This is a genomic window from Rhizobium sp. T1470 (genome assembly GCF_042140505.1).
GTDB lineage: Bacteria > Pseudomonadota > Alphaproteobacteria > Rhizobiales > Rhizobiaceae > Rhizobium > Rhizobium favelukesii.
On sequence record NZ_CP148092.1, the window covers coordinates 47,204 to 61,611 of the forward strand.

The window sequence follows — 14,408 nt, forward strand, 5'->3', positions numbered from 1 at the left end:
CGACGATGCCTTGTCGTGTGCGACGTGCAGGTGCCTGCGACAGGAAAGGCCGCCCTTACATGAGCTGGAGAGGCTAGCTCTTCGTGCTCAGCTCCTCCACCCGCTTGAGATTGACCACTGCTTTGACTGGCAAGTGATCCGACGCGACGCGGGCAAGCGGCGTATCGTGGGCCTCGACTGCTGTCACGACGCCCTTGCGGTTCGCCATGATGCGATCAAGAGCGAGGACGGGAAGTCGTGCGGGAAAGCTCGGCACGGCCAACGGCTGCGGGCCGAAAACGGATTGGAACGTGTGCAGCGACGAGCGGTCGCCGAGCCGCCATTCATTGAGATCGCCGAGCAGGATGGTCGGGACCTCTCGCTTGTCTGCCATCAGTTCGACCAACATTTTGGCCTGCTGCGCGCGCGAGTGGCGAAGCAGGCCAAAATGGGCGGCGATGATGCGTAAGGCCCCGCCGCGTTCCAGATCGAGTTCGGCGACAAGCGCACCGCGAGGCTCGAGCCCGGGAAGATTGATCTGGTGCACGTCACGCACCAAGCCTCTCTTGAAGAGCACGACATTGCCATGCCAGCCATGAGCCTTGGCCATGCCGTTCACCGGCACCGGGATCAGTCCGGTTTCCCGCTCCAGCCGACCAAGGTCGAGGATGCCGGTGCGCTCGCCAAAGCGGGTGTCGGCCTCCTGCAGTGCGATGACGTCAGCGCCGATTTCATGAATGACGCGACTGGTTCGCTCCGGGTCGAAGCGCCGGTCGTTGCCGACGCATTTGTGGACGTTGTAGGAGGCGATCAGAGTGCCATCTAAGCGCGGCTTTTGCTCCGAATGTGCCGCATCCAGCCGCTTTCTTCGACTGCGGATCGACGCTAGGATGTTGGCGGGCAGGCTGTCCTTTTTGGCATGCATCGGAGTTTGCTGGCGTTCCGTTGGTCGTCGAGGTTTTGTTTGGAGTATAGGCCGGGTATTCAAACTTGCCATGCTTTTAGGCCGAAGAAATCTCTTATAAGTAGGGCGATCCGAGCCAAAGGACCTTCTCGAGCAACCGGACGGCGAAGGGGCGCGCGCGCAAGCCTTGGAGCGTGACCGGCGAAGCCAACTTGATGGCCTCGTCGATATGGTCGTCGATCTCGCTGGCAAAGCCTTCATTCAGCACCTCCAGGTCGATCTCGAAATTCAGCCGCAGCGACCTCGGGTCGAGGTTGGACGATCCGACATAGGACCAGACGCCATCGATCGACAGGAGCTTGGAGTGGCTGAAAGCACCACTGGAGCGCCAGATGCGGCAGTAGTTGGTGAGGATCTGGTCGAATTGCGCGGTCATGGCGCGGTCGACGAGAACGAGATTATTGACAGCCGGAACGACGATATCGACCTCCACGCCGCGTCTTGCCGCCGTCGCCAGTGCACTGATGAGCTCGCGGTCCGGCAGGAAATAGGGCGACATGATACGGATCGATTGGCGCGCAATGGAGAAGGCCCCCATCAGCATTTTGTGGTTCGTCTCGATGCTTCTGTCAGGCCCCGATGCCACGACACGCATGAAGACGGGATCCCCCGGCTGCCGCTCGGGCAGCGCGGTTCGCCACGCCTCTCCTTGCAGGATTTCGCCGGTGGTAAAGCGCCAGTCCTCAGCCGCGACGTTGAAGAGATCGGCGACAACCGGCCCGGTGACGCTGAAATGGGTGTCGCGGGCGAAGTTTTCTCCCGCCATCTCGCGTGTGAATCCGGCCCGAATGTTCATGCCGCCTGTCAGCGCAATGCGGCCGTCGACGATGAAGATCTTGCGGTGGGTGCGCAAGTTCGCATATGGCAAACGCAACCCGATGATGACGTTTCCATTGAAGACCGAGACGGTAACGCCGCCCTCGGCAAGGTATCCGAGAATGCTCGGCACGGAATAGCGGGCGCCGACGGCATCGATCAGCACGCGCACCTCGACGCCACGCTTTACGGCGGCTATGAGGCAATCTGCGATCCTCAGTCCGAGCGGGTCGCGGTCAAAAATGTAGGTTTCCAGCAGGACGCTGCGCTCAGCGCCATCGATCGCCGTCTTCATCGCGGCGTAACAGTCGTCGCCCGTCTCCAGCATGTCGATCGTATTGCCGGTTGCCAGCGGATTGCGGGCGACGCGGTCGCCGAGTGTCTGCAGGGCCGCGAAACGACGGCCGAAGCCAGTGATGACGATTTCGCTGTCGGCGTCGAAGCTTTCGAGCTCGTCAAGGTCCGCGTCGGGCATCAGCGCATCACGCCGAAGGCTCAGCGAGGCGCGCCGGATACGGTTGATGCCGGCAATCGCATAAAGCACGGCCCCGATGATTGGCGAGAGAATGATGACGCCGACCCAGCCGATCGCGGCGCGAACCTCTTCCTTGGTCATGGCTGCGTGGATCGCTGCTGCGGCGCCCATGGCGAGCGAAACAACGAATAGAATATGTGGCCAATAGGTCGATATGAGATAAAACATTGCGTTGAACTATAACGACAAAGCTGCGTCGTTCAATTGTGCACGCAAGAGCGCGACGTTGCCCGACTTTCTCTGCTCCAAAATCACTCGCCCGGAGAAAAATTGCCGTGCCGCTGAAGAGTTCCTTGTTGCGATGCGGAATTTCTTTTTGCGGTGTGTCAAAAATTGCTTGAAACAGCGTGTTTCCTCTGGAACTCTAGCGCCAGTATCGCGTTAGACCACGGGCATCATCTGACTGGAGATCGGCGATGACAGAGACTCACGAAGAGTGGATCAAGAAGCGTGCCTATGCGCTGTGGGAAGAGGAAGGGCGTCCACCGGGACGAGATTTCCTACATTGGGAACAAGCCCGGGCCGAGCGCGAAGCGCTTGAAGGGTCCGCCGCGTCTGTGGATGGCAAGGAGGTAAAGACGCGCAAGCGCACGGCCGCCCCTCCAAAGGCAAATGGCGTGATGAAGGCGGCCGCTCCAAAGAAAGCAGCCAGCGGCAAATCAGCGTGACCCTCACGTCATTGTTGCAAAGGGCGTCCTTGTGACGCCCTTCGTCACACGAATGCATTGCTGTTGCTCTATTGATTTCCAAAGGGTGCGCGAAGGGCGCTTCGGGAAAAACACAGATGACGGTGCATAGCTCCTACCTCGCAGTAAAAATGCTGCCGCGGCAATCGGCGATGGAACCAAAATCGCACTCGGATGTTCATCGCGGCAGTGGGAGCGTGGCCATGAACAGAAGCGACTTCGATGCTATTCCGGTTTTGGTGATCGTAGCGGCTTGCTACCACGTCGTTGCGCCAGTGTGAGGTCAGAATGACTGTTCTCGTTGTCGCCGCGATCGCCTATCTGACCCTCGCCCTAATCCTTGTCTATGCGATCGACAATCTCGTTGCACTGTTCTTCCCCGATGCACATTCTGCTATGCTGCTGAATTTCCCCACCTTGGAAAAGATGATGGCGGCTTCGCGCAAGTATTATCGCAAATAGGTCGACCTCGTGCCACCAGCGCGGGATCAGCGCTTAGGCCGAAGCTGCCACCGCCCGCATTGTAATCACCGTCATCTCGCTGCTTTTGCCTCCGCGAGCGCGTAGAGCGGAAACCGCGAAGTGATCTCGATCGTCATGTCGCCGGTCTCCTGTCGTTCAAGATCCGATCAAGCTCGGTTGTACGGGATTTGGACAGCCCCGCCTTCTCAGCAAACTGTGGCCAGCGGCCAATCGACGTTCGAACCTGTTCGATGACATCCTTCGCGTCCCGATCGGGAATCGATGCTTCCCTGGAGATGGTCAACAGGTGTTGCATGCCTGGGTTTCTCCCTTCGCCCGCGACATCCGCACTGTGCTCTCCTCCTGGCCCGGAGGAAAAGGTAAGGTCGTAAGCAGGAGAGAGAGTCCATCGTCCGTCTCCATTCATGAGGAAGGCATGGTTCTTAGCGTGGTCGTCTCGGTTCCGCGCATACACGTTGAAGACCATGTGTCGAAACATCCGCAGGACTTCGGAACTGTCGCGGGTCATCATGAGCGTCAGCTTGTGGAGCTGTCCGTAGTTCAGCGACGCCTCGCGATGGTTGGCGTTCAGGATGCCACTGGCGGTATGCATGTGCAGTCGGCCGGCAGGCGTTCGGTCAAATCGTTTCGTGGCGAAGAGGCGGTTGCCCTTGTCTGTGTCGAATATTCGCGTCTCGGCCATTTCCAGCCCTGCGGCGCGCGCCATCAAAGCATACGCCTTCTCCTCGACGCCCATCTCGGCCGGGTCGGCAGCGCCGCGTCCCTTCACCATCCATCGTTCGAAACCGTGTTCCATGTCCTGTCCGTAATCCAGAACGAATATATTTTTGGCTTTGTTGAAACCAATCATCATTTTCGGACGCGCACCCGCTGAGCCGCCCTGTGCGCCCTGCAGAGTGTCGATGTCGGCAGTATCCATCTCAGCTTGGACGAGGTCGACCTGCTCGACGAACCAATCCAAATCGATGTCCTCGGCAGGCTTCTTATCGTCGGGTCGTTCTGGGATATACGCTAGCGCTCCCATTCCCGTTCTTCCGACCGCAGAGAGGCGATCCAGTGGGGTTAGCAGGTGATGGTCGATACCGGCCCTTTGAAGACGGCGATCAAGCAGGGTTCGTCCCCATCCGTCGGGCAGACTGTCGTTAAACAAACCATGGACCCCGTCGAAGGGATCGCGCGGTGCCGCAATCAAGCCCGGACTTGTCTTCACGTGGAAAGGGGATACCGGCAAAGACGCAGTGAGGAATTCTGCCGAGTACTCGAAATAGGCCCTGCGTTCGCTCCCACTCCATGCAAGGGTTCCCAGACTTCTCTGACTCCCCTCGAGATCGAGGACGACGCTGATTTTTCGGATCGGCTTGAACTTCATTTCCGACGCACCCTCTGCCTGACGGGGCGGTCAACGACATCGTCGATTGTCTTCGGCGGCCGAGGCGGAAACAAGTGCTCGAACTCAGCTTCGCCTTCTAGGACAAACGCAACCCTCACAAGGGCTCCGAGCGAAATCTTTCCTGTCTCCTCGAACAGTCTTATAGAGCCATAGGAGACGCCCGCCCTTGCAGCTAGATCCTTCTGGGTGAGGCCGCCATCAATCCGCCGACGCTTCATCCTTTGCGAGAGGCCCCTGATCACCTCCGCGGGAGATGTCATACTAAATGCGAACATATTAACACTTATTTCGTTTATCGAGATATAATTGCCAATATAATAGCAATTATATTGAAATTCAACGGTGCGCCAACAATTGCGCGGATTTCCCGATCGACTTCCGCCGGACACCCTTGTGCGGTCCGCGTCGGCGCAGGGCACCGGTTCTCCCAGGTTGCGACGCTTTGCGCGTATTTGCGCGGCGGTGGAACTTTTCGCGCCCCGGCCGGTTGGCCCCTTTCTAGTGGGAAAGCAGGCAGGCATGCCAAGAGGCGATAAATCCGCATATACCAAGGTCACGCAGCGCCTGGCGTCTCGGCCAAATGGCGGACCGGGGTCGGCGAACTGGGAAAGCGGTGATAGTGTACAAATGACCCGGCCGGGTAGAAGGATCCTCACCGAGGCGTTCCAAACAGGCGCAAGGCGCCGCCATGGCGCGTCCAGCGGCTGAGGGCCCGACCTTCGCGAAGAAGGCCGCGGCGGCCCAGCAAGCACTACGAGCAGCACACGCATCACCAAAGTGATGCGATGCGTTGAATTGATGCGAGCCCCCAGGAGCGGCATTCATGGCATATGAACTGTATTATTGGGATGGAATTCAGGGCCGCGGCGAGTTTGTGCGTCTGGCACTGGAAGAAGCGCGGGCAGACTATGTCGACGTTGCCAGACAGTCCGGACGTGGGATGGGCACCGACGTCATGCTGGAGTTGATGCACAGCAGGCTCGAAGCCCACATTCCATTCGCGCCGCCATTTCTCAAAGATGGCGAGCTGATTGTCTCTCACGTCGCCAACATCCTCTTCTATCTCGGCCCGAAGCTTGGACTTGCGCCTAAGGTCGAAAAGCTCCGCTACGTCGCCAACGGCCTGCAGCTGACGATCACCGATCTGGTAGCGGAGGTGCACGACACGCATCACCCGATCGCGACATCACGTTACTACGAGGAGCAGAAGCAGGAGGCGAAAGCCCGTTCCGCCGCTTTTATCAGCGAGCGCATTCCGAAGTTCTGCGGCTACTTCGAGCAGGTGCTGCAACAAAATCCCAAGGGATCAAGCCACATCGTTGGCGACACGCTTAGCTACGTCGACCTGTCCCTGTTCCACGTGATCGAGGGCCTGCGATATGCCTTTCCAAATGCGATGAAGGCTTATGCGACGGCCTATCCAGCTTTGGCAGCGTTGCACGATACTGTCTCAAAGCGCCCCAACCTCGCCGCCTACCTACGCTCGGAGCGACGCCTCGCCTTCAACGAGGAAGGCATCTTTCGGCACTACCCTGAACTCGATGTTGCGACGTAGCGATATTGCATTGCCCCGGGTCGAGAGAGGCTGATAAGCTCCCCTCGCCCCTATCCGTCCCATCATACTGCGGAGGCTGTCGCTGCCATGGCAAATCTTGCACAATTGCTTGCATCCATGAAGATTCCGGACCTTGCCGGCAAGGCGGTGCTGATCACCGGCGCTTCGACGGGAATCGGTGCTGCCTTGGCGCGCGCTTTTGCCGCCCAGGAGGTGAAGCTCGGCATTCACTATAATGCCAGCCGGGAGCCGGCCGAAGCGCTTGCCGAAGAAATCCGGGCGGCAGGCGGCACGGCGCATCTCGTGCATGGCGACGTGTCACGGGAAGGCGAGAGCGAACGCGTCGTCGAGGAGACGGCCAGAACCTTCGGGCATCTTGACGGGTTGATAAACAATGCTGGCGGCATGCTCGGGCGCAAGCCAACCGCTGAATATACCGACGAGCACTATATGAAGGTCATGGATCTGAACGCTCGCTCGGTGCTCGCCGCCACACGCGCGGCCCATCCGTGGCTGAAGAAGCAAGGCGGGTTCATCATCAACACGACCTCTATTGCGGCCCGCAACGGCGGCGGCAACGGCGCCGTGCTTTATGCGGCGTCAAAGGGTTTTGTTTCGACCATCACCCGCGGCCACGCCAAGGAGTTCGTTCCCGACCGCATCCGGGTCAACGCTGTGGCCCCTGGCGTCATCGCCACACCGTTTCATGAGCGCTATACGAACGACGAGCAGATGGAGATGCAGCGCAAATCCATCCCGATGGGTTTTGTCGGGACACCGGAAGATTGCGTCGGTGCCTACCTGTTCCTCGCGTCTCCAACGCTTTCCGGTTATGTCACCGGCCAGATCATCGAGGTCAACGGCGGCCAGCTGATGCCCTAAGCGACACCGCGCAAATGGACATCGGCGCAACGGTCTGCCACGTCGCTTTCTTTTGTCGCGCGTGTCAGGCGCGCTCAAGCGCGATCGCAATCCCCTGCCCGACACCGATGCACATGGTCGAGAGCGAGTAGCGTCCTCCGGTTTCGCGCAGTTCGATCGCTGCTGTCCCGGTGATGCGCGCGCCGGACATGCCAAGCGGATGGCCAAGCGCGATCGCTCCGCCATTGCGGTTCACCCGGCCGTCGTCGTCGGCAATGGCGAGTTCGCGCAGAACTGCCAGGCCCTGCGATGCGAAGGCTTCGTTGAGTTCGATCACATCAAACTGGGCTTGCGTCATGCCCAGCCGGGACATCAGCTTGCGCGACGCCGGAATCGGGCCGATGCCCATGATGCGCGGCGGCACGGCGGCCGCTGCTCCCCCCAGAATGCGGGCGATCGGGGTCAGTCCATGCTTTCTGACCGCAGCTTCGCTGGCGATGATCAGGGCGGCAGCGCCGTCGTTGACGCCGGAGGCATTGCCGGCCGTTACCGTCCCGCCTTCCTTCTTGAAGGGAGTGGAAAGCTTGGCAAGCGCTTCCATCGTGGTCGCACGCGGATGCTCGTCCTTGTCGACGACGACAGGATCTCCCTTGCGCTGCGGAATGGTGACCGAGGTGATTTCCTTTGACAGACGACCGCTTGCCTGCGCAGCCGCGGCCTTGGCCTGGCTGCGTACGGCGAAGGCATCCTGATCCTCGCGCGCAACCTTGTAGTCTTTTGCGACGTTCTCGCCGGTCTCCGGCATGGAGTCGACGCCGTATTGCTTTTTCATGAGAGGATTGATGAAGCGCCAGCCGATCGTCGTGTCGTAGATCTCGGCGTGGCGCGAAAACGCCGTCTCGGCCTTCGGCATGACAAAGGGGGCGCGCGACATGCTTTCGACGCCACCCGCAATCATCAGGTCGGCCTCGCCGGCACGGATTGCACGGGCAGCGGCGATCACCGCATCCATGCCAGAGCCGCAGAGACGGTTTATCGTCGTGCCGGGTACGCAGAAGGGCAGGCCAGCCAGCAGCGAAGACATGCGGGCAACGTTGCGATTATCCTCGCCAGCCTGGTTGGCGCAGCCGAAGATCACGTCGTCGACGGCTTCCCAATCCACCTTGCCGTTGCGCTCCATGAGCGCCTTGACGGGCACGGCGCCGAGATCGTCGGCACGAACGGTTGCAAGCGAGCCGCCGAAGCGGCCGATTGGGGTGCGGATATAATCGCAGATGTATGCATCAGCCATTTACGCGGCCTCCTTGTCGCCCTGATGGGCCTTTTTCGTGCGCGCATTGATGTCGCGCAGTGTCATGAGTTCGGTGTCGCTCGGGACCGGGGTCTCGATGACTTGGTCGGCAAACTTGATCGACCAGCCGCAATTCTCGATGATCTGCTGTCGGCTGACGCCGCGATGGATTGAGACGACCGTAAGCTCCTTCGTCGCCGGATCCGGTTCGAGAATGCAGAGATCGGTGATGACGCGGGTCGGCCCCTTGGTCGTCATGCCGAGACGCTCGCGGTGATTGCCGCCTTCGCCGTGGCCCATGGAGGTGATGAAGTGGAGTTTCTCGACGAAGCCGCGCTTGGAAAGCGCCATGGTGATGAAGATCTGACCGCAATTGCTGGCGATCTCGGGCGCCCCACCACCACCTGGCAGGCGTACTTTCGGATGATTATAAGGGCCGACCACCGTCGTGTTCAGATTGGCGAACTTGTCGATCTGGGCGCCGCCGAGAAAGCCCGTGGTGATACGGCCGCCTTGCAGCCAGTAGCGGAACATTTCCGGCACCGATACGGTGAAAAGCGCAGTGTCGCACAGTTCGCCATCGCCGATCGACAGAGGCAGCACGTCCGGTTTGGTGCCAACCGTGCCGCTCTCGTAGATCAGCGTGATATCAGGTGCGTGCGTCAGCCGCGCAACGTTGCAGGCGGCCGAGGGTGCGCCGATGCCGACGAAGCAGACGTCGTCGTTGGTCAGCGCGCGGGCTGCGGCAATGGTCATCATTTCGGTAGGGGTAAAGTCGTTCATTCTTTCCTCCTCACGCAATCTTCCTTGCATGCTTGGCAAAGTCTTCGGGGCTCGCCTGCATGACGTTCTCGTCGATCCATGTCTGGAAGGTATCGCGATCGCGGGCGATCTCGTCCCAGGCGATGTAAAAGGCGTTCGAGCGCGGATAGTAGCCCTGCGCATAGGATGGGAATGCGCCGCCCGGCACGTTCGCCACCGCGCTCACGGCCCAGGTCGGCAACACGACCGAGTTTGGCGATGGCGGGTCGAGCTCATCGACGATCTCCTCGACCGTCACGATCGAGCGCTTGGCGGCAAGCACGGCTTCCTTCTGCACGCCGACGATGCCTTCGAGCAGGACGTTGCCCTTGCGGTCGGCACGCAGCGCGTGAATGATCGTGACATCGGGGCGAATGGCCGGAACGGCGGCCAGAACCTCGCCGGTGAAGGGGCAGGTCACGGACTTGATGTTCGCATTGACCTTGGGAAGATCGGCGCCGATATAGCCGCGCAATGCGGCAAACGGCAGATTGGCCGCCCCCGCCTCGTAGGCATTGGCCATGGCCGCGTGGCTGTGCTCTTCGATTTCCAGCGGCCGTGGCCACTGGTTCTCCACCGCATCGCGGAAGCGATGCAGTGAGCCGACGCCCGGATTGCCGCCCCAGGAGAACTTCATGCCGCGCGCGGCCCCAACCCCGATCAGCTGGTCGTAGAGAATGTCTGGGGTCATGCGAACCAGATAGAGATCCTTCTTGCCCTGGCGGATCACCTCGTGGCCGGCGGCATAGGGGATGAGATGGGTGAAGCCCTCCATGGCAACGGTGTCGCCATCCCTGACGTTTTCAGCGACGGCTTCCTTCAACGATACGATCTTCGCCATGTGGCCTCCCGCAATCCTGCTGTCGAATGCGGGCCAATAAGCGCTTCTGCAAAACCGGCGTCAAATATTTTGTGCGTTATTTGACATTTGTTCGTATATCGCACAAAATAACGGCGAGGAGAACGGTGATGCGTGAAACAGATTTTGTCAGCGGCTTTGCCCGAGGTCTCAAGGTCATCGAAGCATTCGAGGAGACGCGCCAGCGCCTTTCGATTGCCGAAGCCGCGAGGCTGACCGGGCTCGACCGCGCCACGGTGCGGCGCTCGTTGCTGACGCTCGCCGAACTTGGCTATGCCGATTATGACGGCAAGTTCTTTGCCCTGACGCCGAAGATCCTGCGGCTCGGACACGCCTATCTCTCTGCAACGCCCCTGCCTGTTCTTATCCAGCCCCATCTCGATCAGTTGTCGGAGAAGGCTGGGCAGAGCGCGTCAGCCTCGGTGCTCGACGGCACCGAGATCGTCTATATCGCCCGCGCCTCGCAGCGCCGCGTCATGTCGATCAACCTGACACCCGGCAGCCGCCTTCCGGCCTACTGCGCCTCGATGGGTCGGGTGCTGCTTGCGGCGCTCACGGAGGCCGAAGCCAGATCAATCCTCGCCCGCACCGACCTCAAGCCCAACACGCTAAATACCAAGACAGATGTGGAAGAACTGGTGCGGGAGTTCGGGCGCGTGCGCGAACAGGGCTATGCGGTGATCGACCAGGAGTTGGAAATCGGCCTTTGCTCGATTGCCGTGCCCGTCGAGAACGACCGCGGACAGACGGTGGCGGCCATCAATATTGGCGCACCGGCCGCCCACGCGCCGGCCGCCGATATGCCGGTCCGCTATCTGCCTCTGCTCAAAGAAACACAGAAGGCTCTGCGCCTGGTGTTGCGCTAGACGCCAAGTTTGGCCCGTTCTGCCACGCGCCATGCGCGCGGTGTCTGGCCGGCCTGTTTGAGGAAGAAGCGCGAGAAATAGGCAGGATCCGAAAACCCAAGCCGGTAGGCGATTTCCTGGACGCTGCCGAAGGTGAAGACCAGCTCGCGCTTTGCCTCGTCGAGGAGTTTGCGGGCGATCAGCTCATGCGCTCCGTGGCCGGTCGTCGCGCGCACGATCCGATTGAGGTGCGTCGGCGAAATGCCGAGCGCCTTGGCATAGAAGGCAGCCGGCTCATGCGACTTGAAATGCCGCTGGATCAACCCGTGCAGCAGCTCCATGCGACGCTCATTCTCATCGGCAGCCCCCTGATCTTCCTGCTTTTCGGAAGACAGCCGCGCTGCGATGAGCAGGGCCGATGTCAGATAGGACTCCAACAGGTCGTTGCGCCCGGCCCGCTGCTGCGCGAATTCGTGCCCCAGTCGCTGAAGGCAAGCCGCGACATAGCGGCCGTCCTCATCGTCCATGTCGAGTTTCGTCAGGTGCGGCGATGCCATCCATTCTCCGAGCCGACTGCGGTCGCCGGGAAAGGCCTTCAAATGCGAACTCAGTACCGTGATGACGAAGCCGCCAACATCCCTGGAGAAGCGAAATCCGTGATCGAGGCTTGGAGGAACAGTGATCACCGACTGCGGTTCGATCGGGTGCCAGACGTTTGAAAACATCGCCTCCCCAGAGCCGCTATCTATGTACAATATCTGAAAAAAACTGTCATGGCGGTGCGGCCGGATCTCCCAATGATGCAGGCTGCTCCTCGATGGAATCGTTTCGCAATGCAGCCAGAAATCCGGCTTTCCTCCGGTTTTCTCCCCGTAGAGCTCATATGTCGGAACGATCCTCGCCACCGTCGCCTCCTCTCTGTCCTATGTTCGATTAGTGCAATTTCATGATGGAATTGTCCATTGCTGACGGCCCCCTGCCACGTCAGAATTTGGCAAAAGACAAGTGCGGGAGGACAGCATGCGCACACAGGTAGCCATCATCGGCTCGGGCCCCTCGGGGCTTTTGCTCGGCCAGTTGCTATCGCAGGCCGGTATCGACAACATCATCCTCGACCGCGTTGGAAAGGACTACATTCTTGGTCGCGTGCGCGCCGGAGTGCTGGAGGAAGGAACCGTTGGTCTCATCGACAAGGCAAAGGCCGGCGCGCGCATGCATGCCGAGGGGCTGCCGCATGATGGCTTCTCGCTTGCCTTCGACGGGCGCGATCACCGCATCGACCTCTTCGACCTGACTGGCGGCAAGCGCGTCATGGTCTACGGGCAGACAGAAGTCACCCGGGATCTGATTAAGCAGCGCGAGATCAGCGGGGCGCAGACGATCTACGAGGCGGCGAGCGTCGAGCCGCACGACTTCGACGGAGGGGTGCCTTACGTGACCTACGAGAAGGACGGCGCCACCCACCGCATAGACTGCGATTTCATCGCCGGCTGCGACGGCTTCCATGGCGCCTGTCGCAAGACAGTGCCGGAAAAGTCGCTGCGTACCGTCGAGAAGGTCTATCCTTTCGGCTGGCTCGGAATTCTGTCCGAGGTTGCTCCCGTCAACCACGAGTTGATCTATGCCAACCACCCGCGCGGATTTGCGCTTTGCTCCATGCGTTCGCAACATCGCAGCCGCTATTACATCCAGTGTCCGGTGGACGAAAGGGTTGAGGACTGGAGCGACGATCGTTTCTGGGACGAGTTGCGGCGTCGCCTGCCTGTGCACCATGCCGAGGCGCTTGTCACGGCGCCCTCCTTCGAGAAGTCGATCGCGCCGTTGCGCTCCTTCGTTGCCGAGCCGATGCGGTTCGGCCGCATGTTCCTTGTCGGCGATGCCGCCCATATCGTTCCGCCAACCGGCGCCAAAGGCCTCAATCTCGCCGCGAGCGACGTGCACTATCTGTTTTCAGGCCTCATAGAGCATTACCAGGATCGTTCGAACGCAGGCATCGACGCCTACTCGCAAAGGGCGCTTGCTCGGGTCTGGAAGGCGGTTCGTTTCTCCTGGTGGATGACGACGATGATGCACCGGTTCCCAAACACCGGTGACTTCGACCAAAAGATTCAGGAAGCCGAACTCGACTATCTGACGCATTCGCGCGCAGCCTCGACTGCGCTTGCGGAAAATTACGTCGGCCTTCCCTACTAGTGCCGCGCCACAGAGATTATGACTCTTTGACGGGGTAAGCTTTGCGGAGCTTTTGGCGGGCTTTTTCGGTTGTGAACATCCATTGGATCTTTGCGCCATTAGCGTTGCGTTGCTGCTCCCAGGCTGCGACTTCGGCGATTATGGTGTCTTTATTGTCGATACGACGGTCGAGGCATTGGCTGCGCAGGACACCGATCTCGATCTCGACCATGTTGAGCCAACTGGCGTGCTTGGGCGTGTGGTGGAACTCCAGTCGCTTCAGCACCCTTCGAGCCTCCGGGGCTGGAAATGCGTCGTAAAGCGCCCCGGCGGAATGGGTGGAGAGGTTGTCCATCACCACGCGGATGATCGGGGCGTCGGGATAATCGACGTCGACCAGTTCGCGCATGCACTGGGCGAAGTCTTGGTTGGTTCGCCGATCGGTGACCTTCACCCTGCGCCAGGGCTGGTGGGCGTCCATGAAGACAAACAGATTGACCGTGCCGTTTCGGCGATACTCGCAGTCGTAGCGTTCAAGCTGGCCAGGCTTGGCCGCAATGGGCTCGCGCACTTCGCCGATGAGTTGGGTCGGGCTCTCGTCGAAGCAGACCACGGGCCTTTGTGGATCAGGCGTCTCTGCGTAGAGGTCGAGAACATCCTCCATGCGCGCGACGTATTCCCCATCGAGCTTTGGGATGCACCACATGTCTTTGCGCCAAGGTTTGAGATGATTCTCAGCCAGCCGGCGACGTACGGTCTCCGAGGACAACTCGTCATGATCGGTGAGTCGGACCATCTCATCGGCCAGAAGCTCCAGGGTCCAGCGGGCTCGCCCGGGCGGCGGCTTTGAGCAGGCGGTCGCCACCAACAGCGCCTCCTCCTTGCTCGATAGCTTGCGCTCAACACCCGGGCGCGGTTCTTCACTGAGCGCGCCTTCCAGATTGGCTTCCACAAACCGGCGCTTGGTCCGGTAAATCGTCGATCCGCTGACGTTCAAGGTTGCCGCGATCACCTCGTCGCTGAAGCCTTCGTCCGCCGCCACCAGGATCTGGGCGCGCTTGATCTTGCGCGACGCATGGCGTCCCCCGCTCAACAAAACGGCCAGTTGATCACGTTCCGATTGGCTAAGCTCTACGTGAAACTTTATATTCATCGACACCTCCTTCAGCGC

Annotated in this window: 14 protein-coding genes; 6 read left to right on the top strand and 8 right to left on the bottom strand. The window is 60.3% G+C overall.

The genetic code is table 11. From position 1 onward, the window contains the following. Positions 1-73: 73 nt before the first annotated feature. Both WGT02_RS21460 and WGT02_RS21465 read right to left on the bottom strand, forming a co-directional pair. Positions 74-904, bottom strand: a complete 831-nt coding sequence (locus WGT02_RS21460) for an endonuclease/exonuclease/phosphatase family protein (protein WP_024314353.1) — start codon at positions 902-904, stop codon at positions 74-76. A 94-nt stretch (positions 905-998) separates the two neighbouring features. Beyond that, the gene (locus tag WGT02_RS21465) at positions 999-2,462 is read right to left on the bottom strand and encodes a phosphatidylserine/phosphatidylglycerophosphate/cardiolipin synthase family protein (protein ID WP_024314354.1); all 1,464 of its coding nucleotides are present in this window, start codon (positions 2,460-2,462) and stop codon (positions 999-1,001) included. Between the two features lie 248 nt (positions 2,463-2,710). Between WGT02_RS21465 and WGT02_RS21470 the strand changes: the two genes are divergently transcribed. Both WGT02_RS21470 and WGT02_RS21475 read left to right on the top strand, forming a co-directional pair. Then, a complete protein-coding gene (locus WGT02_RS21470; RefSeq protein ID WP_024314355.1) occupies positions 2,711-2,962 on the top strand; it encodes a DUF2934 domain-containing protein in 252 nt (83 codons plus the stop codon). A gap of 306 nt (positions 2,963-3,268) precedes the next feature. Continuing rightward, positions 3,269-3,442, top strand: a complete 174-nt coding sequence (locus WGT02_RS21475) for a hypothetical protein (protein ID WP_208246725.1) — start codon at positions 3,269-3,271, stop codon at positions 3,440-3,442. Between the two features lie 133 nt (positions 3,443-3,575). On the opposite strand, the gene WGT02_RS21480 is transcribed toward WGT02_RS21475, so the two are convergent. Further along, on the bottom strand, positions 3,576-4,832 hold the full coding sequence (locus WGT02_RS21480; RefSeq protein ID WP_208246727.1) for a type II toxin-antitoxin system HipA family toxin: 1,257 nt from the start codon (positions 4,830-4,832) through the stop codon (positions 3,576-3,578). A gap of 844 nt (positions 4,833-5,676) precedes the next feature. Here WGT02_RS21480 and WGT02_RS21485 point away from each other — a divergent pair. Both WGT02_RS21485 and WGT02_RS21490 read left to right on the top strand, forming a co-directional pair. Next, positions 5,677-6,408: a glutathione S-transferase gene (locus WGT02_RS21485; protein WP_208246729.1), complete on the top strand. Its 732-nt coding sequence runs from the start codon at positions 5,677-5,679 to the stop codon at positions 6,406-6,408. A gap of 87 nt (positions 6,409-6,495) precedes the next feature. Further along, positions 6,496-7,290: an SDR family NAD(P)-dependent oxidoreductase gene (locus WGT02_RS21490; protein ID WP_024314359.1), complete on the top strand. Its 795-nt coding sequence runs from the start codon at positions 6,496-6,498 to the stop codon at positions 7,288-7,290. A 64-nt stretch (positions 7,291-7,354) separates the two neighbouring features. On the opposite strand, the gene pcaF is transcribed toward WGT02_RS21490, so the two are convergent. Genes pcaF through WGT02_RS21505 form a run of 3 tightly spaced genes read right to left on the bottom strand, consistent with a single transcriptional unit; the run spans position 7,355 to position 10,202 of the window. After that, positions 7,355-8,560: a 3-oxoadipyl-CoA thiolase gene (pcaF, locus tag WGT02_RS21495; protein WP_208246731.1), complete on the bottom strand. Its 1,206-nt coding sequence runs from the start codon at positions 8,558-8,560 to the stop codon at positions 7,355-7,357. Continuing rightward, positions 8,561-9,343, bottom strand: coding sequence for a CoA-transferase subunit beta (locus tag WGT02_RS21500; protein ID WP_024314361.1), 783 nt, complete (start codon positions 9,341-9,343; stop codon positions 8,561-8,563). A gap of 10 nt (positions 9,344-9,353) precedes the next feature. Next, the gene (locus WGT02_RS21505) at positions 9,354-10,202 is read right to left on the bottom strand and encodes a CoA transferase subunit A (protein WP_024314362.1); all 849 of its coding nucleotides are present in this window, start codon (positions 10,200-10,202) and stop codon (positions 9,354-9,356) included. Positions 10,203-10,330: 128 nt separating this feature from the next. On the opposite strand from WGT02_RS21505, the gene WGT02_RS21510 reads away from it, so the two are divergent. Continuing rightward, positions 10,331-11,086 carry an IclR family transcriptional regulator C-terminal domain-containing protein gene (locus WGT02_RS21510; protein ID WP_040680863.1) on the top strand — a complete coding sequence of 252 codons (756 nt, stop codon included), beginning with the start codon at positions 10,331-10,333 and terminating at the stop codon, positions 11,084-11,086. On the opposite strand, the gene WGT02_RS21515 is transcribed toward WGT02_RS21510, so the two are convergent. Beyond that, on the bottom strand, positions 11,083-11,970 hold the full coding sequence (locus WGT02_RS21515; RefSeq protein WP_208246733.1) for a helix-turn-helix domain-containing protein: 888 nt from the start codon (positions 11,968-11,970) through the stop codon (positions 11,083-11,085). The genes WGT02_RS21510 and WGT02_RS21515 overlap by 4 nt on opposite strands. A 115-nt stretch (positions 11,971-12,085) precedes the next feature. Here WGT02_RS21515 and pobA point away from each other — a divergent pair, with 115 nt between their 5' ends. Beyond that, on the top strand, positions 12,086-13,258 hold the full coding sequence (gene pobA, locus WGT02_RS21520) for a 4-hydroxybenzoate 3-monooxygenase (protein WP_208246734.1): 1,173 nt from the start codon (positions 12,086-12,088) through the stop codon (positions 13,256-13,258). A gap of 16 nt (positions 13,259-13,274) precedes the next feature. Here pobA and WGT02_RS21525 read toward each other — a convergent pair whose 3' ends face one another. Then, the gene (locus WGT02_RS21525) at positions 13,275-14,390 is read right to left on the bottom strand and encodes an IS630 family transposase (protein ID WP_208245192.1); all 1,116 of its coding nucleotides are present in this window, start codon (positions 14,388-14,390) and stop codon (positions 13,275-13,277) included. Positions 14,391-14,408 lie beyond the last annotated feature (18 nt).